The organism is Bradyrhizobium sp. 482_C4_N1_8, assembly GCF_052075965.1.
GTDB classification, from domain to species: domain Bacteria; phylum Pseudomonadota; class Alphaproteobacteria; order Rhizobiales; family Xanthobacteraceae; genus Bradyrhizobium; species Bradyrhizobium barranii.
The window spans coordinates 3763642-3780848 of sequence record NZ_CP197231.1 but is presented as its reverse complement, the minus strand read 5'-3'; the positions used below and the strand labels follow the sequence as shown (position 1 = coordinate 3780848).

The 17207-nt window shown below is 63.4% G+C and carries 29 protein-coding genes; all 29 read right to left on the bottom strand.

Annotated elements, in window-relative coordinates; genetic code table 11:
- Positions 1–185: 185 nt before the first annotated feature.
- Positions 186–974, bottom strand: coding sequence for an SDR family NAD(P)-dependent oxidoreductase (locus tag AB7Z56_RS17810; RefSeq protein WP_085405461.1), 789 nt, complete (start codon positions 972–974; stop codon positions 186–188).
- Between the two features lie 210 nt (positions 975–1184).
- Positions 1185–2024, bottom strand: a complete 840-nt coding sequence (locus tag AB7Z56_RS17805; RefSeq protein WP_354233832.1) for a c-type cytochrome — start codon at positions 2022–2024, stop codon at positions 1185–1187.
- A gap of 120 nt (positions 2025–2144) precedes the next feature.
- Positions 2145–2561, bottom strand: a complete 417-nt coding sequence (gene rplQ / locus AB7Z56_RS17800; RefSeq protein WP_014494513.1) for a 50S ribosomal protein L17 — start codon at positions 2559–2561, stop codon at positions 2145–2147.
- Positions 2562–2724: 163 nt separating this feature from the next.
- Entirely contained in the window at positions 2725–3756 is a 1032-nt protein-coding gene (locus AB7Z56_RS17795) for a DNA-directed RNA polymerase subunit alpha (RefSeq protein ID WP_038942308.1), read from the bottom strand.
- Positions 3757–3868: 112 nt separating this feature from the next.
- The gene (gene rpsK / locus AB7Z56_RS17790; RefSeq protein ID WP_007603045.1) at positions 3869–4258 is read right to left on the bottom strand and encodes a 30S ribosomal protein S11; all 390 of its coding nucleotides are present in this window, start codon (positions 4256–4258) and stop codon (positions 3869–3871) included.
- Positions 4259–4381: 123 nt separating this feature from the next.
- Positions 4382–4750 carry a 30S ribosomal protein S13 gene (rpsM, locus tag AB7Z56_RS17785; RefSeq protein ID WP_014494511.1) on the bottom strand — a complete coding sequence of 123 codons (369 nt, stop codon included), beginning with the start codon at positions 4748–4750 and terminating at the stop codon, positions 4382–4384.
- 187 nt (positions 4751–4937) lie between these two features.
- Positions 4938–5798 carry an adenylate kinase gene (locus AB7Z56_RS17780; protein ID WP_354124165.1) on the bottom strand — a complete coding sequence of 287 codons (861 nt, stop codon included), beginning with the start codon at positions 5796–5798 and terminating at the stop codon, positions 4938–4940.
- 276 nt (positions 5799–6074) lie between these two features.
- On the bottom strand, positions 6075–7406 hold the full coding sequence (gene secY / locus AB7Z56_RS17775; protein ID WP_028152980.1) for a preprotein translocase subunit SecY: 1332 nt from the start codon (positions 7404–7406) through the stop codon (positions 6075–6077).
- 148 nt (positions 7407–7554) lie between these two features.
- Positions 7555–8040: a 50S ribosomal protein L15 gene (gene rplO, locus AB7Z56_RS17770; protein WP_014494508.1), complete on the bottom strand. Its 486-nt coding sequence runs from the start codon at positions 8038–8040 to the stop codon at positions 7555–7557.
- A 75-nt stretch (positions 8041–8115) separates the two neighbouring features.
- Entirely contained in the window at positions 8116–8310 is a 195-nt protein-coding gene (gene rpmD, locus AB7Z56_RS17765; RefSeq protein ID WP_011088137.1) for a 50S ribosomal protein L30, read from the bottom strand.
- 25 nt (positions 8311–8335) lie between these two features.
- Positions 8336–8926, bottom strand: coding sequence for a 30S ribosomal protein S5 (gene rpsE / locus AB7Z56_RS17760; RefSeq protein ID WP_028152981.1), 591 nt, complete (start codon positions 8924–8926; stop codon positions 8336–8338).
- 44 nt (positions 8927–8970) lie between these two features.
- Complete coding sequence (gene rplR / locus AB7Z56_RS17755; protein ID WP_007603036.1) at positions 8971–9333, bottom strand: 50S ribosomal protein L18; 363 nt, start codon at positions 9331–9333, stop codon at positions 8971–8973.
- Positions 9334–9344: 11 nt separating this feature from the next.
- A complete protein-coding gene (rplF, locus tag AB7Z56_RS17750; RefSeq protein WP_063982587.1) occupies positions 9345–9878 on the bottom strand; it encodes a 50S ribosomal protein L6 in 534 nt (177 codons plus the stop codon).
- 16 nt (positions 9879–9894) lie between these two features.
- Entirely contained in the window at positions 9895–10293 is a 399-nt protein-coding gene (gene rpsH / locus AB7Z56_RS17745; protein WP_008136338.1) for a 30S ribosomal protein S8, read from the bottom strand.
- Between the two features lie 14 nt (positions 10294–10307).
- Positions 10308–10613: a 30S ribosomal protein S14 gene (gene rpsN, locus AB7Z56_RS17740; RefSeq protein WP_063982585.1), complete on the bottom strand. Its 306-nt coding sequence runs from the start codon at positions 10611–10613 to the stop codon at positions 10308–10310.
- 46 nt (positions 10614–10659) lie between these two features.
- Positions 10660–11217, bottom strand: a complete 558-nt coding sequence (gene rplE, locus AB7Z56_RS17735) for a 50S ribosomal protein L5 (protein WP_354124164.1) — start codon at positions 11215–11217, stop codon at positions 10660–10662.
- The gene (gene rplX, locus AB7Z56_RS17730; RefSeq protein WP_063982583.1) at positions 11210–11524 is read right to left on the bottom strand and encodes a 50S ribosomal protein L24; all 315 of its coding nucleotides are present in this window, start codon (positions 11522–11524) and stop codon (positions 11210–11212) included. The genes rplE and rplX overlap by 8 nt, the downstream gene beginning before the upstream one ends.
- Positions 11524–11892, bottom strand: coding sequence for a 50S ribosomal protein L14 (rplN, locus tag AB7Z56_RS17725; protein WP_007603030.1), 369 nt, complete (start codon positions 11890–11892; stop codon positions 11524–11526). The genes rplX and rplN overlap by 1 nt, the downstream gene beginning before the upstream one ends.
- Before the next feature lie 84 nt (positions 11893–11976).
- A complete protein-coding gene (gene rpsQ / locus AB7Z56_RS17720; RefSeq protein ID WP_063982582.1) occupies positions 11977–12225 on the bottom strand; it encodes a 30S ribosomal protein S17 in 249 nt (82 codons plus the stop codon).
- 13 nt (positions 12226–12238) lie between these two features.
- Positions 12239–12445, bottom strand: a complete 207-nt coding sequence (rpmC, locus tag AB7Z56_RS17715; protein WP_063986292.1) for a 50S ribosomal protein L29 — start codon at positions 12443–12445, stop codon at positions 12239–12241.
- 5 nt (positions 12446–12450) lie between these two features.
- Positions 12451–12864, bottom strand: a complete 414-nt coding sequence (gene rplP / locus AB7Z56_RS17710) for a 50S ribosomal protein L16 (RefSeq protein WP_063982581.1) — start codon at positions 12862–12864, stop codon at positions 12451–12453.
- Between the two features lie 32 nt (positions 12865–12896).
- Positions 12897–13622, bottom strand: a complete 726-nt coding sequence (rpsC, locus tag AB7Z56_RS17705) for a 30S ribosomal protein S3 (RefSeq protein WP_063982580.1) — start codon at positions 13620–13622, stop codon at positions 12897–12899.
- Between the two features lie 18 nt (positions 13623–13640).
- Entirely contained in the window at positions 13641–14030 is a 390-nt protein-coding gene (rplV, locus tag AB7Z56_RS17700) for a 50S ribosomal protein L22 (protein ID WP_011088147.1), read from the bottom strand.
- A 10-nt stretch (positions 14031–14040) separates the two neighbouring features.
- Entirely contained in the window at positions 14041–14319 is a 279-nt protein-coding gene (gene rpsS / locus AB7Z56_RS17695) for a 30S ribosomal protein S19 (RefSeq protein ID WP_008136357.1), read from the bottom strand.
- A gap of 12 nt (positions 14320–14331) precedes the next feature.
- A complete protein-coding gene (rplB, locus tag AB7Z56_RS17690; protein ID WP_028152985.1) occupies positions 14332–15165 on the bottom strand; it encodes a 50S ribosomal protein L2 in 834 nt (277 codons plus the stop codon).
- A gap of 12 nt (positions 15166–15177) precedes the next feature.
- Positions 15178–15480, bottom strand: a complete 303-nt coding sequence (locus tag AB7Z56_RS17685; RefSeq protein WP_007603019.1) for a 50S ribosomal protein L23 — start codon at positions 15478–15480, stop codon at positions 15178–15180.
- Positions 15477–16097: a 50S ribosomal protein L4 gene (rplD, locus tag AB7Z56_RS17680; protein ID WP_011088150.1), complete on the bottom strand. Its 621-nt coding sequence runs from the start codon at positions 16095–16097 to the stop codon at positions 15477–15479. Before rplD ends, AB7Z56_RS17685 begins: the two co-directional genes overlap by 4 nt.
- Position 16098: 1 nt before the next feature.
- Positions 16099–16812: a 50S ribosomal protein L3 gene (gene rplC, locus AB7Z56_RS17675; protein WP_063982578.1), complete on the bottom strand. Its 714-nt coding sequence runs from the start codon at positions 16810–16812 to the stop codon at positions 16099–16101.
- Between the two features lie 53 nt (positions 16813–16865).
- Positions 16866–17174, bottom strand: coding sequence for a 30S ribosomal protein S10 (rpsJ, locus tag AB7Z56_RS17670; RefSeq protein ID WP_002712302.1), 309 nt, complete (start codon positions 17172–17174; stop codon positions 16866–16868).
- Positions 17175–17207: the final 33 nt, after the last annotated feature.

Sequence of the window (17207 nt, the reverse complement as noted above, 5' to 3'; positions counted from 1 at the left end):
GTCACAACGTTGGGGCGTAGCTGCGTAGGGTGGGCAAAGGCGCGCTCGCGCCGTGCCCACCATCTCGCAACGGGTGTGACAAAAGTGGTGGGCACGCTTCCGCCTTCGCTCTTCGAGCTATGGCGGACAAGTCGCTTTGCCCACCCTACGGTGCCACGCTTGCGGTGCCACGCCTTCGCGCAGTCTCAGGCGATCGTGTTAACGATACCACCTTCCGCGCGCAGCGCCGCACCGTTGGTCGCGGACGCTTCCTTCGACGCGACATAGACCACCATGTTGGCGATTTCGTCGACGCTGGCGAAGCGCTGGATCAGCGAGCTCGGGCGGTGCTGCTTGACGAAATTGGCCGCGGCCTCATCCACCGACTGGCCATTCTGCTTGGCGAGATCCTTCACGAAGGTCTCGACGCCCTCCGACATGGTCGGACCCGGCAGCACGGAATTGACGGTGACGCCGGTGCCGCGGGTGAGCTGCGCGAGGCCGCGGGCGACCGAGAGCTGGGCCGTCTTGCTCATGCCGTAATGGATCATCTCGACGGGAATGTTGAGCCCGGACTCCGATGAGATGAAGACGATGCGGCCCCAGTTGCGCGTGAGCATGCCCTTCATGTAGGCGCGCGACAGCCGCACGCCGCTCATCACGTTGACCTCGAAGAAGCGGCTCCAGTCCTCGTCAGGGATCTCGAAGAAGTCTTTCGGCTCGAAGATGCCGGCATTGTTGATGAGGATGTCGACCTCCGGCAGCGCCGAGACGAGCGCCTTGCAGCCCGAAGCGGTCGAGACGTCGGCGGCGATGCCGCGGACCTTAAGGCCCGCCCCTTCCAGCTTGCGCACGGCGGCATCGACCTTGTCCTGGCCGCGACCGTTGATGACCACGCTCGCGCCGGACGCAGCGAGACCTTTTGCGATGGCGTGGCCGATGCCGGCGGTGGAGCCGGTCACGAGGGCGGTCTTTCCGGAAAGGTCGATCTTCATGAATCGTCTCCATTGTTGCTGAAGCGGATATCGTGTCCAGCGCACGCCGCTTCAATCGCCACAACTGCGAAATCGTAGGGTGGCACAAAGCGACTTTTCCGCTGCAGCTCGAAGATCGAAGGCGGAACCGTGCCCACCTTTTCGACACGAGTTGAAAGCGAAATGGTGGACACGGCGCGCTGAGAGCGCACCTTTGCCCACCCTGCGGCACTATTGCCGCGGCGGTAGCGTCCTGAGAAACGCGACGATGGCATCGAGATCCTGGGCCGTCATGCTGGCATAGGCAGCATAGGCCATCGGCGGCTTGAGCTTGTGGCCGTCGCGCGCGATGCCTTGCGTAATCGCACGTTTGATTTCGTCGTCGCTCCAGCCGCCCAGGCCGGCCGCGGGATCCGCGGTGATATTCGGGGAGATGGATTCGCCCCACGGCCCCTTGAACGTCCGGCCACCCTTGCCGCTCGCACCCGCGAAGTCATGCACGGCGGACGGGCCCTCCGGCGTGTGGCACTCCAGGCAATGGGCGATCGTCAGGAGATAGCGGCCGCGCGCGAGCTTGTCGGAGAGATCGGCCTCGGTCGCTTGCTTGCCGGCATAGGTCGGCGTTTCCGGCTTGAGCGCGATCCTGTATTCCGGCGCCGGCGTTTCGTGGCGCACTGCGGGTACTGAGCGCAGGTAAGCGGCGAGCGCATCGAGATCCCGGGGCGTAAGCACCGTGTAGAACGCGGTCGGCATGATCGGCGCGACCTTGGTCCCGTTCGGCCTGTGACCGCTGACCAGAAACCGCTTCAGCTCGGCATCGCTCCAGTTGCCGATGCCGGTGTCCTTGTCCGGCGTGATGTTGGAGCCGGTGACCTTGAAGGCAGGCTCATCGAAGACCTGGCTGCTGCCCGCGAGCGCGCGCGAGAGATCGAGGCCCTGCGGCCCGCGCGGCGTGTGGCAGTTGTGGCAGACCATCACGCTGTTGACGAGATAGGCACCGCGTTCGACCAGCGGCTCGCCGGAGGCCGGCGACATCAACAGCGCCAGCGCGATCCCAAGCACAATCCTCATCGACAGCCCCCCGGCCGGAATCGCGTTCACCAGACGATGCGCGGCATGAGATATCGCCGCGCCATACAAAAAAGCGGCGCCCAGGGGCGCCGCTTTCTGAAAACTGAGGTACCGGCCGGCTTACGCCGCCTCGGCTTCCTTCTCCTGCACCGGACCGGAGTCCTGGCCCTTGGCATCGACGTCGCGGTCGACGAACTCGATCACGGCCATCGCGGCGTTGTCGCCGTAGCGGAAGCCGGCCTTGATGATGCGGGTGTAGCCGCCCTGACGGTCCTTGTAGCGGGGCGCCAGCACGTCGAACAGCTTCTTGACCTGATCCTTATCGCGCATCTCGGAGATGGCCTGGCGACGCATGGACAGGCCGCCCTTCTTGCCGAGCGTGACGAGCTTCTCGACGATCGGACGGAGCTCCTTGGCCTTGGGCAGCGTGGTGACGATCTGCTCGTGCTTGATCAGCGCGGCGCACATATTGGCGAACATCGCGCGGCGATGCTCGGCAGTGCGGTTGAGCTTCCGATGAACCTTGCCGTGACGCATGTAACTATTCCTTAGTTTGAAACTGCCGCGACGGTTCGTCGGACATGTTGCTCAGGTGGGCTGCCTGCGTTCGCCCGCGAAAGCGCATTGCGCTTTCGCTTTCTTGTTTGAGCATGATCCTTATCGGAAAACCGCTTCGCGCTTTTCCGGGATCATGCTGCGCTCAGTAGTGATCCTCGAAGCGCTTGGCGAGCTCGTCGATGTTCTCCGGCGGCCAGCCCGGCACTTCCATGCCGAGATGCAGACCCATCTGGGCCAGCACTTCCTTGATCTCGTTCAGCGACTTGCGGCCGAAGTTCGGGGTGCGGAGCATTTCCGCTTCGCTCTTCTGCACGAGGTCGCCGATGTAGACGATGTTGTCGTTCTTCAAGCAGTTGGCCGAACGCACCGACAGCTCGAGCTCGTCCACCTTCTTGAGGAAGGCCGGGTTGAAGGCGAGGTCCGGGATGATCTCCTGGGCGACTTCCTTGCGCGGCTCTTCGAAGTTGACGAACACGTTGAGCTGATCCTGCAGGATGCGGGCGGCATAAGCCACCGAGTCATCCGGCGTCAGCGCGCCGTTGGTCTCGATCGTCATGGTCAGCTTGTCGTAGTCGAGGATCTGGCCCTCACGGGTGTTCTCGACCTTGTAGGAGACCTTGCGGACCGGCGAGTACAGGCTGTCGACCGGGATCAGTCCGATCGGCGCGTCCTCGGGACGGTTGCGCTCGGCGGGCACGTAGCCCTTGCCGGTGGCGACCGTGAACTCCATGCGGATCTCGGCGCCCTCGTCGAGCGTGCAGATCTGGAGGTCCGGGTTGAGCACGACCACGTCGCCCACGGTCTGGATGTCGCCGGCGGTGACGACGCCCGGGCCCTGCTTCTTCACGACCATGCGCTTGGGGCCCTCGCCCTGCATCTTGATCGAGATGTCCTTGATGTTGAGCACGATGTCGGTGACGTCTTCACGGACGCCCGCGATCGAGGAGAACTCGTGCAGCACGCCGTCGATGTGCACCGACTGCACCGCCGCGCCCTGGAGCGAGGAGAGCAGGATACGGCGCAGCGCGTTGCCGAGCGTCTGACCGAAGCCGCGCTCGAGCGGTTCGGCGACGATGGTCGCGAAACGCGTCGAATCGCTGCCGGGCTGGATCTGGAGCTTGTTCGGCCGAATCAGTTCTTGCCAATTTTTCTGGATCGTCACTGTTTCACCCATACAGGCCAGTCAAACTGCTAGTGCAGACACTGGCGTTGGAGAAAGGCCGCGGATCATTCGCGCGGCTTTGCAAAAAGTCATTGCGGGCGACCAATGCGCCCGCAACTTGGTATCAAACGCGCCGACGCTTGCGGGGACGGCAACCGTTGTGCGGGATCGTGGTCACGTCGCGGATCGAGGTGACGGTGAAGCCCGCGGCCTGGAGCGCACGGAGCGCCGACTCGCGGCCCGAACCGGGACCAGCGACTTCGACTTCGAGCGTGCGCATGCCGTGCTCTTGCGCCTTCTTCGACACGTCCTCTGCGGCAACCTGCGCGGCGTACGGCGTCGACTTGCGCGAACCCTTGAAGCCCATCGTGCCGGCGGAGGACCAGGCAATCGTGTTGCCCTGCGCGTCGGTGATGGTGATGGTCGTGTTGTTGAACGACGAGTTCACGTGCGCGACGCCGGAGGCGATGTTCTTGCGCTCACGACGACGAACGCGGGTGGCTTCCTTGCCCATAGAGTACCTTTCCTGAAGATCTCAAACGCCGCCGTAATGCCAGCGGCTACACCTGTGGAACGAAAGGCGCGTGGCGAACGGGATGTCCCCTGTTCGCCACACGCCGCGATTGGATTCGAAAACTTACTTCTTCTTGCCGGCGATGGCCTTGGCCGGACCCTTGCGCGTACGCGCATTGGTGTGGGTACGCTGACCGCGCACCGGCAGGCCACGACGATGACGCAGGCCGCGATAGCAGCCGAGGTCCATCAGACGCTTGATGTTGATGCCGACCTCACGACGCAGGTCGCCCTCGACGAGATAGTCGCGGTCGATCACTTCGCGGATCTGGAGCACTTCGGCATCGCTGAGCTGGTTGACGCGACGATCCTCGGGGATCTTCACCTTCTCCAGGATCTCACCAGCGATCTTCTGGCCGATGCCATGGATGTACTGGAGCGCGATCAGCACGCGCTTGTTGGTCGGAATGTTCACGCCGGCAATACGGGCCACGGCCTTCTCTCCTGTTGCCGATCCCTCGTCAGGAATCAGGCTTTAAGTGCTTGGTTTCTCGGGCAGGTGTTCACAAACGCGAACACGACGCCCACCCCTGGTCTTCCTGGGGCCCGGCATCGTTTGAAACTATCCGACTTGGATGCGGGGCTTATTAGGGGATTCAGGGGGCTTTCGTCAACCGCTGCTAGCGCTTAGCTCGCTTTTTCGTGACCTTTTTTGCGGCCTTTTTGGCACCTTTTTTGACAGCCTTCTTGGCGGTCGTTTTGGCTGCCTTTTTGACCGTTTTCTTGGCCGTTTTCTCGGCCGCCTTCTTGGCGGCCTTTTTAGCGGATTTGGCAGCCTTTTTGGCCGTTTTCGCCGGCTTTTTGGCTACCTTGGCCTTCTTGGCACCTTTCTTGGCGGCCGTCGACTTGGCCGCGCTGCGCGCTTGGGCCTTGCCATGTGACTTGGGTTCGACCGCCCCCAACGCCAGAAGCTGGCGATGAATGGCGCGGGTGACCTCGTCGATGGCCATCATGCCGTCGATCGTCGAGAGCTTCCGCCGCTCGGAATAGTAGTGAATCAGGGGTTCCGTCTGGCTGCGGTAGCTGGCGAGCCGCTTGGTCAGGACCTCCGGGGTGTCGTCGACCCGAACCTCCTCCCCACGCTCTCGCATCTGGGCGACGCGGGTCTCGACGCGGCTCAGGAGTGCGCTCTCGTTGACGCGGAGCTCGACCACGGCGTCGAGCTTGAGATGCTTGTGCTTGAGCAGCTCATCCAGCGCCTCGGCCTGCGGCACGGTGCGCGGGAAGCCGTCGAGGATGAAACCGTTCTTGGCGTCCGGCTGGTCGATGCGGTCGGAGATGATTCCCACCACGATCTCGTCGGGCACGAGGCCGCCGCTGGCCATGATCTCCTTGGCCTTCAGCCCGACCGGCGTTCCCGCCGCAACGGCCGCGCGCAGCATCTCTCCGGTCGAGAGCTGGACGATGCCATAGCGCTGCACCAGCAGTTGCGCCTGGGTCCCCTTGCCCGACCCCGGCGGTCCCAGAAGTATAATTCTCATCGGCGTACGCCCCCCGGATTGGTGAGCGATACGTCGCGCACCTGTGTTTGAAGTCCAATGACAGTGCAAATCATAATCGGCGTCGCACCGCTACCCATATCATAGGGGAGCAAATGCCAGGACGCCAAGAAGGCCTTTGAAATCAGTGATTGCGTCGCAGGGAGAGCAGCTCTGCCGATGTCTTGGAATGGCTGACTGGTCGCCTCGGCGGGCGCCGCGCGTTGCTCGCGCGGCGAATCGGCGGCGCTGTCGCGCCGCCTTCGGAGAACCCCGCGCTTAGCGGCGGCGGCCGCGCAGCTTCGACTTCCGGATCAGGCCCTCATACTGATGCGCCAGCAGATAGCCCTGCACCTGCGCCACCGTGTCCATGGTGACGCTGACGACGATCAGCAGCGAAGTGCCGCCGAAGTAGAACGGCACCGAGGCGTAGGAGATCAGGATTTCCGGGATCAAGCAGACGATCGCCAGATAAATCGCGCCGAGCACGGTGATGCGCGACAGCACGTAGTCGATATATTCCGCGGTGCGCTCGCCCGGACGGATGCCCGGAATGAAGCCGCCATGCTTCTTCAGATTGTCCGCGGTCTCGGTCGGGTTGAACACGATCGCGGTGTAGAAGAACGCGAAGAACACGATCAGCGCGAGATACATGATCAGGAACAGCGGACGGCCGTGGCCGAGCTGGGTCGTGATCCACTGGAACCATTCCGGCCCGCTGCCGGCGTTGAAGTTGGCAACCGTGGTCGGCAGCAGCAGCAGCGAGGACGCGAAGATCGGCGGGATCACGCCCGAGGTGTTGAGCTTGAGCGGCAGATGCGAGGACTGGCCCTCGAACATCTTGTTGCCGACCTGGCGCTTCGGATACTGGATCAGCAGCCGGCGCTGGGCGCGCTCCATGAACACAATGAAGGCGATCACGGCGACCGCCATGATGATGACGACCAGGATGAGGCCGGTCGACATCGCGCCCTGACGGCCGAGCTCGAGCATGTTGGCGAGCGCCGCGGGCAGCTCGGCGACGATGCCGGCGAGAATGATCAGCGAGATGCCGTTGCCGATGCCGCGCGAGGTGATCTGCTCACCCAGCCACATCAGGAACATGGTGCCACCGGTCAGCGTGATCGCCGTGGACAGGCGGAAGAACATGCCGGGATCGCTGACGACGTTGCCGGCGCCTTCGAGGCCCACCGCGATGCCATAGGACTGGAACGCGGCCAGGATCACCGTGAGATACCGGGTGTACTGATTCAGCAGCTTGCGGCCGGACTCACCTTCCTTCTTCAGCGCCTCGAGCTGCGGCGAGACGGTGGTGAGGAGCTGGATGATGATCGAGGCCGAGATATACGGCATGATGTTCAGCGCGAAGATCGCCATGCGGTGGATACCGCCGCCGGCGAACATGTTGAACATGCCGAGGATGCCGCCCGCCTGGGAGCGGAACACCTGTTCCCAGATGTTGGGATCGATGCCGGGAAGCGGGATGTAGGTCCCGAGCCGATAAACGAGCAGCGCACCCAGGGTGAACCAGATGCGCTTCTTCAGTTCGTCAGCCTTGGCAAACGCACCGAAATTGAGATTGGCTGCCAGTTGTTCCGCTGCAGAGGCCATCTTGGACTTTCTCCCGCCGCCTATTGCGCCGTCATGCCCGCGGCCGGGCTACTCTAGCGGACGCCGGACATTATCTGGGGCTCGGCTTCGATAAGTCCACGTCCCACACGCGTAAAGGCCCGCGAGCCGCGGGCCAATGACGCAGTTGTTACGCCGCCTCGCCTTCTTCCTTGGCAGGGGCGAGGATCTTCACCGAACCGCCGGCCTTCTCGACCGCGGCGATCGCGGTCTTCGTGGCGCCGTGCACTTCGATGTTGAGCTTGGACTTGAGCTCGCCGCGGCCGAGCAGCCGCACGCCGGCCTTGGCGCGGCGCAGCACGCCGCCCTTCACCAGGGCCTCGACGTTCACGACGCTGCCGGCGTCGATCTTCTTGGCATCGACCGCTTCCTGGAGCCGGTCGAGATTGATCTCGGCGAACTCGACGCGGAAGATGTTGTTGAAGCCGCGCTTCGGCAGACGGCGATGCATCGGCATCTGGCCGCCTTCGAAACCCTTGATGCGCACGCCCGAACGCGCGGTCTGGCCCTTGCCACCGCGGCCGGACTGCTTGCCTTTGCCCGAACCAATGCCACGGCCGACGCGCATACGCTTCTTGCGCGAGCCGGCGTTGTCGGCGATATCGCTGAGCTTCATCGCCCTGCTCCTTGTTTCTTGCGCATGATCTTCACCGAAAACGGGTGCCCGCTTTTCGGGATCCTGCGCCTTTGCTTACTTCTCGTCGACGATGCGAACGAGATGGTGAACCTTCTCGATCATGCCACGAACCGCCGGGGTGTCCGGCAGTTCGCTGGTGCGGCCGATCTTGTTGAGCTTGAGTCCGATCAGCGTCGAACGCTGCGAGTGATGGCGGCGGATCGCGCTGCCGGTCTGCTCGAGCTTGATCGTCTTTGCTGCCTTGGCCATGGGAGTCTACTCCGAAAAGCTTCCGTTAGTCGGCAGCCGCCTCGGCGTCACCACCGATACGGCGGGACTGGAGGGTGGACACCTTGATATTGCGGCGGGCTGCGACCGAACGCGGCGAATCCTGATGCTTCAGCGCGTCGAAGGTTGCGCGAACCATGTTGTAGGGGTTCGACGAGCCGATCGACTTCGCGACCACGTCCTGGACGCCGAGCGTCTCGAACACGGCGCGCATCGGGCCGCCGGCGATGATGCCGGTACCGGCCGGAGCAGCACGCAGGTAGACACGGCCCGCGCCATGACGGCCGGCAATGTCGTGATGCAGCGTACGGCCCTCGCGCAGCGACACGCGGGTCAGGTTGCGCTTGGCGGATTCAGTCGCCTTGCGGATCGCCTCAGGCACTTCGCGCGCCTTGCCGTGACCGAAGCCGGCGCGGCCCTTCTGGTCGCCGATCACGACCAGCGCTGCGAAACCGAAGCGCTTGCCGCCCTTGACGACCTTTGCCACGCGATTGATGTGGACGAGCTTGTCGACGAACTCGCTGTCGCGCTCCTCCCGGCGTTCACGTCCGCCGCCGCCGCGTTGATCGCGTCCACCACGTTGTTCGCGTTCTGCCATTTTTCCAATCCTTCAGAGGCTTGCGCCTCAATCCTCAAATTCTGTTAGAAGCTCAGCCCGCTCTCACGCGCAGCGTCGGCCAGTGCCTTGACGCGCCCGTGGTAGAGGTAGCTGCCGCGATCGAACACGACTTCCTTGACGCCCTTCTCGGCGGCGCGCTCGGCCAGCAGCTTGCCGACCGCCTTCGCCGCATCGATGTCGGCGCCGGTCTTGCCGCCGTCGCGCATCGACTTCTCGAGCGACGAGGCAGAGGCCAGCGTCTCGCCCTTCAGGTCGTCGATGACCTGGGCGTAGATGTGCTTGGACGAGCGAAACACCGACAGACGCGGACGACCGCCACCAGAGCGGCGCAGCTTAAGCCGCACACTCCGCTTGCGCCGGGCATTGGTAACCTTGGCTTTGGACATGACCGGCTCCGTTACTTCTTCTTGCCTTCCTTGCGGAAGATGAATTCGCCAACATACTTCACGCCCTTGCCCTTGTAGGGCTCCGGCGGACGATAGGAGCGAATCTCGGCGGCGACCTGGCCGACACGCTGGATGTCGCTGCCGGTCACCGTGATCTCAGTCGGCTTCGGCACGGTGATCGTGATCCCTTCCGGGATCGCGTAGACCACGTCGTGGCTGTAACCGAGCGCGAGCTGCAGGTTCTTGCCCTGCATCGCGGCGCGGTAACCGACGCCGGTGATTTCGAGCTTCTTCTCGAAGCCCTTGGTGACGCCTTCGACCAGATTCGCGACCTGGGCGCGAGCGGTACCGTACAGCGCCCGCGCGCGGTTGGTCTCGACCCGCGGGTTCACCTTGACCTGGCCGTTCTCGAGCTTCACCTCGACGTCGTTATGGACGACGAACTGAAGCTGGCCCTTGGGCCCCTTCATCTTGACGGTCTGCCCGTCGACGGTCGCGGTCACACCCGACGGAACCGCCACAGGCCTTTTGCCAACACGTGACATGGATCAACAATCCTTCTCAGAACACCGTGAAGAGAACTTCGCCGCCCACATTCGCTTCGCGCGCGCTGTGGTCGGCCATGATCCCCTTCGGCGTCGACAACACCGAAATGCCGAGCCCGTTGTTGACCCGCGGCAGAGCCTTCACCGAGGCGTAAACACGACGCCCGGGCTTGGAGACTCGTTCGATCTCGCGGATGACGGGCTCGCCGTCGAAATACTTCAGCTCGATCTCGATCTCGCTGCGGCCCGAGGAATGCTCGAGCGTGGCGTAACCGCGGATGTAGCCTTCGGTCTTGAGGACCTCGAGCACGTTCTCGCGCATCTTCGAGCCAGGCGTGGAGACCTTGGACTTCGAACGCATCTGCGCGTTGCGGATACGGGTGATCAGATCGCTGATTGGATCGTGCGTAGACATTTAAACGACCCTCCTTACCAGCTCGACTTCACGAGGCCCGGGACCATGCCCTTGGAGCCAAGGTCGCGCATCGCGATGCGAGACAGTTTGGTCTTGCGGTAGTTCGAGCGCGAACGGCCCGACAGCTCGCAACGCAGACGGATGCGGGTCGCCGACGAGTTCCGCGGCATTTCCGCAAGCTTCAGGGTGGCGGCGAACCGCTCCTCCATCGGCAGCGTCTTGTCGGCGATGATCGCCTTCAACCGCTCGCGCTTCGGGGCGGCGTTCTTCGCCATCCGCTTGCGCCGGTTGTTCTTCTCGACTGAACTCTTCTTTGCCATGCTTGGCTCCTGGGTATCCGCGTTTGAGAGGCTTTAGGTCAGCGTCTCACTGCCGGAACGGGAAATTGAAAGCGGTCAACAAGGCCCTCGCCTCGTCGTCGGTCTTGGCCGTGGTGCAGACGGTGATGTCCATACCGCGGGCTTCCGTGACCTTGTCGAAGTCGATCTCGGGGAAAATGATGTGTTCCTTGAGGCCGAGCGAGTAGTTGCCGCGGCCGTCGAAGCTCTTCGGGTTCAGGCCGCGGAAGTCGCGGACGCGCGGCAGCGCGACCGTCACCAGGCGATCGATGAACTCGTACATGCGGGCCTTGCGCAGCGTGACCTTGCAGCCGATCGGCTGGTTCTCACGCAGCTTGAAGGTCGCGATCGCGACACGCGAATAGGTCACGATCGCCTTCTGGCCGGCGATCAGCGTCAATTCAGCGGCGGCGTTCTCGGCCTTCTTACGGTCGTTGACGGAGTCGCCAACGCCCATGTTCAGCACGACCTTGTCCAGACGCGGAACCTGCATGACGTTCTCATAACCGAACTTCTCGGTCATTTCCGTCCGGATCTTCGCGTCATATTCCGCGCGCAGGCGCGGCGTGTAAGCGGCCTCAGCCATCGATCTCAGCTCCCGAGCTCTTGGCGATGCGGACCTTCTTGCCGTCCGCCAGAATCTTGAATCCGACGCGGGTCGGCTTTCCATCCTTGCCGACGAACGCGATGTTGGACAGTTGGATCGGCGACTCCTTCGAGATGATGCCGCCCTCCTGGGCCTGCGTCTGCTTCTGATGACGCTTGACCATGTTGATACCGCGCACCAGCGCCGTGCCGGCGTCCGGGCGAACCTCGAATACTTCGCCGGTGCGACCCTTGTCGCGACCGGTCAGCACGACGACCTTGTCGCCCTTGCGGATCTTCGCAGCCATCACAGCACCTCCGGCGCGAGCGAGATGATCTTCATGTGGTTCTTCGCGCGCAGCTCGCGCGGCACGGGCCCGAAGATACGGGTGCCGACCGGCTCGGACTGGTTGTTGATCAGAACGGCGGCGTTGCGGTCGAAGCGGATGACCGAACCGTCGGCGCGGCGGATGTCCTTGCGGACGCGCACCACGACGGCCTTCATCACGTCGCCCTTCTTCACCTTGCCACGCGGAATCGCTTCCTTGATCGAGACGACGATGATGTCGCCGATCGTGGCGTAGCGGCGCTTGGAGCCTCCGAGCACCTTGATACACATGACACGGCGTGCGCCAGAATTGTCGGCCACGTCGAGGTTGGTCTGCATCTGAATCATTGATGCACCTCGTCCTCTTCTCTCTTGCGCCAGCCCAGCCGGCGCTCAACATTTTCCTGAAGTCAGTCGGCTAAAGCCAACAGATCAGGCGCTTTTCTTGTGTTCGCCCCGGATCACGATCCAGCGCTTCAACTTCGAAATCGGCTTGGTTTCCTCGATCCACACCATGTCGCCCGGCTTGAACTGGTTGTCCTCGTCGTGCGCGTGGTAGTTCTTCGAACGGCGGATCGTCTTCTTGTAGATCGGGTGCGTGAAGCGGCGATCGACGCGCACCACAACGGTCTTGGCAGTCTTGTCGCTGACGACCACGCCTTGCAAAGTACGTTTCGGCATATTCGTAAGCCCCTTACTTCTCTTTCGCGCGCTTCTGCGCGGCGACGGTCTTGATGCGGGCGATGTCACGGCGAGCCTCGCGCAGGCGCGAGGTGTTCTCGAGCTGCCCGGTGGCGCGCTGGAAGCGCAGGTTGAAGCGCTCCTTCTTCAGGTTCAGGATGGCGTCATCCTGCTGATCAGGGCTCAATGCACGGATGTCTTCGATCTTCATCTGGGCCATGGCCATTACTCCGCAATGCGCTCGACGAAGCGCGTCTTGATCGGCAGCTTGGCGGCCGCCAGGGTCAGCGCCTCACGCGCCGTCTGGGTGTTGACGCCGTCGATCTCGAACAGCACCCGGCCGGGCTTGACGCGCGCGACCCACAGTTCCGGAGCACCCTTGCCGGAGCCCATGCGGACTTCGGCCGGCTTCTTCGACACCGGAACGTCGGGGAACACGCGGATCCAGACGCGGCCGGCGCGCTTCATGTGGCGGGTCAGCGCGCGGCGAGCGGCTTCGATCTGGCGCGCGGTAACGCGCTCCGGCTCGGTCGCCTTCAGGCCGAACTGGCCGAAGGCCAACGTCGCACCCGAAGACGCAACGCCGTGGATACGGCCCTTATGCGCCTTCCGGAACTTCGTTTTCTTAGGTTGCATCATGGCTTCAAGCCCTCAAATTCTCTGTGCTGGCGTCAGGCCGCAGCGTTGTCACGGCGCCCACGGCCACCGCGATCACCACCGCCGCCGGTCTCGCCTTCGGCCATTCTCTTGTCCTGGGCCATCGGATCGTGCTCGAGGATCTCGCCTTTGAAGATCCAGACCTTGACACCGCAGGTGCCGAAGGTCGTGAACGCGGTCGCAACGCCGTAGTCGATGTCGGCGCGCAGCGTGTGCAGCGGCACGCGACCTTCGCGGTACCACTCCATGCGCGCGATTTCCGCGCCGCCCAGGCGACCCGAGCAGTTGATGCGGATGCCTTCCGCGCCGAGACGCATCGCCGACTGCACGGCGCGCTTCATGGCACGGCGGAACGCCACGCGGCGCTCGAGCTGCTGCGCGATCGACTCGGCCACCAGCGTCGCATCGAGCTCCGGCTTGCGGATCTCGACGATGTTGATGACGACGTCGGACGAGGTGATGTCCGCGACCTTCTTGCGAAGCTTGTCGATGTCGGCGCCCTTCTTGCCGATCACCACGCCCGGACGAGCCGAGTGGATGGTGACGCGGCACTTCTTGTGCGGACGCTCGATCACGATGCGGGCGACGGCCGCCTGCTTGAGCTCCTTGTGCAGGATCTCGCGGATCTTGACGTCCTCGTGCAGCAGCTTGCCGTATTCCTGCTTGCCGGCGAACCAGCGGGAATCCCAGGTCCGGTTGATGCCGAGACGCAGACCGATTGGATTGATCTTTTGACCCATCGTTTTCTCCTGCGACCCTTAAGCCGCTGCTGCTTCGGCTTCGACCTGACGAACAATGATCGTCAGCTGCGAAAATGGCTTGTAGACACGGCCCGAACGACCGCGGCCGCGGGCGGCAAAGCGCTTCATCACGAGGCCGTTGCCGACGAAGGCCTGCGCCACGACGAGATCGTCGACGTCGAGGTCGTGGTTGTTCTCGGCGTTTGCGATAGCCGATTCCAGGCACTTCTTCACGTCGACCGCGATCCGCTTGCGCGAGAACTGCAGATCGGCGAGCGCAGCAGCTGCCTTCCGGCCGCGAATGAGCTGGGCGACCAGGTTGAGCTTCTGCGGGCTCACCCGCAGCATCCGGGCGACCGCCTTGGCCTCGTTCTCGGCGAGGCTCCGTTCGCGCTTAGGTTTGCTCATCGTTTAATCCTCAAGCCTTCTTGGCTTTCTTGTCACCGGAGTGGCCATGGAAGGTCCGGGTCGGCGAGAACTCGCCGAACTTGTGACCGACCATTTCCTCGTTGACGGCCACCGGCACGTGCTTCTGACCGTTGTAGACACCGAAGGTCAGGCCGACGAACTGCGGCAGGATCGTCGAGCGACGGCTCCAGATCTTGATGACGTCGTGACGGCCGGACGCGCGGGCGGCATCTGCCTTCTTGAGCAGAGAACCCTCGACGAACGGGCCTTTCCAGACTGAACGAACCATGTCCGGCGTTCCTTACTTCTTCCGCTTGTGGCGGCTTAGGAGAATGAATTTGTTGGTCGACTTGTTGCTGCGGGTCTTCTTGCCCTTGGTCGGCTTGCCCCACGGGGTGACCGGGTGGCGACCGCCCGAGGTACGACCTTCACCACCGCCGTGCGGATGGTCGATCGGGTTCATCGAGACACCGCGGTTATGCGGCTTGCGGCCCAGCCAACGGTTGCGGCCGGCCTTGCCGATCGAGGTGTTCATGTGATCCGGGTTCGACACCGCGCCGATCGTGCCGCGGCAACGGCCGTGCACCAGGCGCTGCTCGCCCGAGTTCAGGCGGATGATCACGTAGTCGTGGTCGCGGCCGACGAGCTGGGCGTAGGTGCCGGCGGAACGAGCGAGCTGGCCGCCCTTCCCGATCTTGACCTCGATGTTGTGGATGATCGTGCCGACCGGCATGTTGCCGAGCGGCATGACGTTGCCCGGCTTCACGTCGACATAGTTGCCGGCAACCACGGAATCACCGACGGCAAGGCGCTGCGGCGCCAGGATATAGGCCTGGGTGCCGTCTTCGTACTTGACCAGCGCGATGAACGCGGTGCGGTTCGGATCGTATTCCAGCCGCTCGACCGTCGCGGGCGCATCGACCTTGTCGCGCTTGAAGTCGACGATGCGCAGCGTCTGCTTGTGACCGCCGCCGCGGAAGCGCACGGTGATGCGACCGGTGTTGTTGCGACCGCCCGAGGAGTGCTTGCCTTCGGTGAGCGCCTTGACCGGCTTGCCCTTGTAGAGGGCCGAACGATCGACCATGACCAGCTGGCGCTGGCCCGGCGTCGTGGGATTGAATTTTTTCAGTGCCATCGTCGTACGACCTTACAGACCGGTGGTCACGTCGATCCGGTGGCCCTCTTCGAGGGTCACGATCGCGCGCTTGCTGTTCGACTGCGAGCCGAGATTGCCGCGGAAGATCTTGGTCTTGCCCTTGCGGACCAGCGTGTTGACGCTCTTGACCTTGACGTCGAACAGCTTCTCGATCGCTTCCTTGATCTGCGGCTTGGTCGCCTTCGCGGCCACCTTGAACAGGACCTTGTTGTGCTCCGAGGCGATCGTCGCCTTTTCGGTCACGACCGGCGACAAGATCACGTCGTAGTGGCGAGGCTCGATGTTCTTCGTCATTTGAAGCGCGCCTCCAGCGCATCGATGGCGGCCTTGGTCAGAACGAGCTTCTGACGGCGCAGGATGTCATAGACGTTGATGCCCTGGATCGGCAGCACGTCCATGTTCGGGATGTTGCGGGCCGCAGCGGCAAAGCCGTTGTTGAGCTCGGCGCCGTCGATGATCAGCGCGTTGGTCAAGCCGAGGCCCGAGAAGTGGCCGAGCAGCGCCTTGGTCTTGGCGGCTTCCAGCGCGGCCTTGTCGATCACCAGCAGATCGCCGTCCTTGGCCTTCGCCGACAGCGCATGCTTGAGGGCAAGCGCGCGGACCTTCTTCGGCAGATCGGTGGCGTGCGAACGCACCACCGGACCGAAGGCACGGCCACCGCCGCGGAACTGCGGCACGCGGGCCGAGCCGTGACGAGCACCGCCGGTGCCCTTCTGCTTGTACATCTTCTTGCCGGTGCGCCAGATCTCGGCGCGGCCCTTGGCCTTGTGAGTGCCGGCCTGACGCTTGTTGAGCTGCCACTGCACGCAACGCGCAATGATGTCCTGGCGCGGCTCGAGGCCGAAAATGGCGTCGGAAAGCTGGACCGAGCCGGCTTCCTTACCTTCGAGGGTCGTGACCTTCAATTCCATCTCACGCCTCCTGCGCAGCCGGAGCAGCGTCCGCTTCGCCAGCAACCTTGAACTTGCCGGGCTTCGGAGCATCCTTCGGCAGCGGCTTCTTGACAGCGTCGCGCACGCGGATCCAGCCGCCCTTGGAGCCGGGAACGGCGCCTTCGACGAGGATCAGGCCGCGCTCGACATCGAGCTGAACGACTCGAAGGTTGAGCGTGGTGATGCGGTCGACACCCATGTGGCCGGGCATCTTCTTGTTCTTCCAGGTCTTGCCGGGGTCCTGACGGCCACCGGTCGAACCGATCGAACGATGCGAGACCGACACACCGTGGGTGGCGCGCAGACCGCCGAAGTTCCAGCGCTTCATACCGCCGGCGAAGCCCTTACCGACCGAGGTGCCGGTGACGTCGACGAACTGGCCGACTACGAAATGATCGGCAAGGATCTCGGCGCCCACGGGGATCATGGCATCCGCGGAGACGCGGAATTCCTCGACCTGCCGCTTCGGCTCGACCTTGGCGACCGCGAACTGGCCGCGCTCTGCCTTGGGCATGTACACGGTCTTGCGGCTGCCAGAACCAAGCTGGAGCGCGACGTAACCGTTCTTCTCTTCAGTGCGGTGGCCTACGACCTGGCAATTGCCGAGCTTCAGCACGGTCACGGGGATATGTTCGCCGGCCTCTGTAAAGACCCGCGTCATCCCGACCTTTTGTGCGATCACTCCGGAGCGCATCGGCGTGCTTCCTGTTCTTTCTGTCCGCTAGTCGCGAACGTGATCCAAAAATCTTAGAGCTTGATCTCGACGTCGACACCGGCGGCCAGGTCGAGCTTCATCAAAGCATCGACGGTCTGCGGGGTCGGATCGACGATGTCGAGCAGGCGCTTGTGAGTGCGCATCTCGAACTGCTCGCGGCTCTTCTTGTCGACGTGCGGCGAACGGTTGACGGTGAACTTCTCGATGCGGGTGGGCAGCGGAATGGGTCCGCGGACCTGCGCGCCGGTGCGCTTCGCCGTGTTCACGATCTCGCGGGTCGACGTATCGAGGATACGATGGTCGAACGCCTTGAGACGGATACGAATGTTTTGGCCGTTCATTGCCGTGGTCTCTCTTTAGTGGGGGGTGGCGAA

What these genes read in the sequence shown, in the direction of transcription:
- rplO (WP_014494508.1), bottom strand. Translation starts at nt 8,040, where the DNA reads ATGAAGCTCAGCGATATCGCCGACAACGCCGGCTCGCGCAAGAAGCGT.
- AB7Z56_RS17795 (WP_038942308.1), bottom strand. Translation starts at nt 3,756, where the DNA reads ATGGGTGAAACAGTGACGATCCAGAAAAATTGGCAAGAACTGATTCGG.
- rpsS (WP_008136357.1), bottom strand. Translation starts at nt 14,319, where the DNA reads ATGGTTCGTTCAGTCTGGAAAGGCCCGTTCGTCGAGGGTTCTCTGCTC.
- rplX (WP_063982583.1), bottom strand. Translation starts at nt 11,524, where the DNA reads ATGGCTGCGAAGATCCGCAAGGGCGACAAGGTCGTCGTGCTGACCGGT.
- rpsJ (WP_002712302.1), bottom strand. Translation starts at nt 17,174, where the DNA reads ATGAACGGCCAAAACATTCGTATCCGTCTCAAGGCGTTCGACCATCGT.
- rplE (WP_354124164.1), bottom strand. Translation starts at nt 11,217, where the DNA reads ATGGCTGAGGCCGCTTACACGCCGCGCCTGCGCGCGGAATATGACGCG.
- rplP (WP_063982581.1), bottom strand. Translation starts at nt 12,864, where the DNA reads ATGATGCAACCTAAGAAAACGAAGTTCCGGAAGGCGCATAAGGGCCGT.
- AB7Z56_RS17805 (WP_354233832.1), bottom strand. Translation starts at nt 2,024, where the DNA reads ATGAGGATTGTGCTTGGGATCGCGCTGGCGCTGTTGATGTCGCCGGCC.
- rpsN (WP_063982585.1), bottom strand. Translation starts at nt 10,613, where the DNA reads ATGGCAAAGAAGAGTTCAGTCGAGAAGAACAACCGGCGCAAGCGGATG.
- rplF (WP_063982587.1), bottom strand. Translation starts at nt 9,878, where the DNA reads ATGTCACGTGTTGGCAAAAGGCCTGTGGCGGTTCCGTCGGGTGTGACC.
- rpsE (WP_028152981.1), bottom strand. Translation starts at nt 8,926, where the DNA reads ATGGCAGAACGCGAACAACGTGGTGGACGCGATCAACGCGGCGGCGGC.
- AB7Z56_RS17810 (WP_085405461.1), bottom strand. Translation starts at nt 974, where the DNA reads ATGAAGATCGACCTTTCCGGAAAGACCGCCCTCGTGACCGGCTCCACC.
- rpsQ (WP_063982582.1), bottom strand. Translation starts at nt 12,225, where the DNA reads ATGCCGAAACGTACTTTGCAAGGCGTGGTCGTCAGCGACAAGACTGCC.
- AB7Z56_RS17780 (WP_354124165.1), bottom strand. Translation starts at nt 5,798, where the DNA reads ATGAGAATTATACTTCTGGGACCGCCGGGGTCGGGCAAGGGGACCCAG.
- rplC (WP_063982578.1), bottom strand. Translation starts at nt 16,812, where the DNA reads ATGCGCTCCGGAGTGATCGCACAAAAGGTCGGGATGACGCGGGTCTTT.
- rplQ (WP_014494513.1), bottom strand. Translation starts at nt 2,561, where the DNA reads ATGCGTCACGGCAAGGTTCATCGGAAGCTCAACCGCACTGCCGAGCAT.
- rpmD (WP_011088137.1), bottom strand. Translation starts at nt 8,310, where the DNA reads ATGGCCAAGGCAGCAAAGACGATCAAGCTCGAGCAGACCGGCAGCGCG.
- rplR (WP_007603036.1), bottom strand. Translation starts at nt 9,333, where the DNA reads ATGTCCAAAGCCAAGGTTACCAATGCCCGGCGCAAGCGGAGTGTGCGG.
- rplV (WP_011088147.1), bottom strand. Translation starts at nt 14,030, where the DNA reads ATGAGCAAACCTAAGCGCGAACGGAGCCTCGCCGAGAACGAGGCCAAG.
- rplN (WP_007603030.1), bottom strand. Translation starts at nt 11,892, where the DNA reads ATGATTCAGATGCAGACCAACCTCGACGTGGCCGACAATTCTGGCGCA.
- AB7Z56_RS17685 (WP_007603019.1), bottom strand. Translation starts at nt 15,480, where the DNA reads ATGACGAAGAACATCGAGCCTCGCCACTACGACGTGATCTTGTCGCCG.
- rpsC (WP_063982580.1), bottom strand. Translation starts at nt 13,622, where the DNA reads ATGGGTCAAAAGATCAATCCAATCGGTCTGCGTCTCGGCATCAACCGG.
- secY (WP_028152980.1), bottom strand. Translation starts at nt 7,406, where the DNA reads ATGGCCTCTGCAGCGGAACAACTGGCAGCCAATCTCAATTTCGGTGCG.
- rpmC (WP_063986292.1), bottom strand. Translation starts at nt 12,445, where the DNA reads ATGGCCCAGATGAAGATCGAAGACATCCGTGCATTGAGCCCTGATCAG.
- rplB (WP_028152985.1), bottom strand. Translation starts at nt 15,165, where the DNA reads ATGGCACTGAAAAAATTCAATCCCACGACGCCGGGCCAGCGCCAGCTG.
- rpsH (WP_008136338.1), bottom strand. Translation starts at nt 10,293, where the DNA reads ATGTCTACGCACGATCCAATCAGCGATCTGATCACCCGTATCCGCAAC.
- rplD (WP_011088150.1), bottom strand. Translation starts at nt 16,097, where the DNA reads ATGGAATTGAAGGTCACGACCCTCGAAGGTAAGGAAGCCGGCTCGGTC.
- rpsK (WP_007603045.1), bottom strand. Translation starts at nt 4,258, where the DNA reads ATGGGCAAGGAAGCCACCCGCGTTCGTCGTCGTGAGCGCAAGAACATC.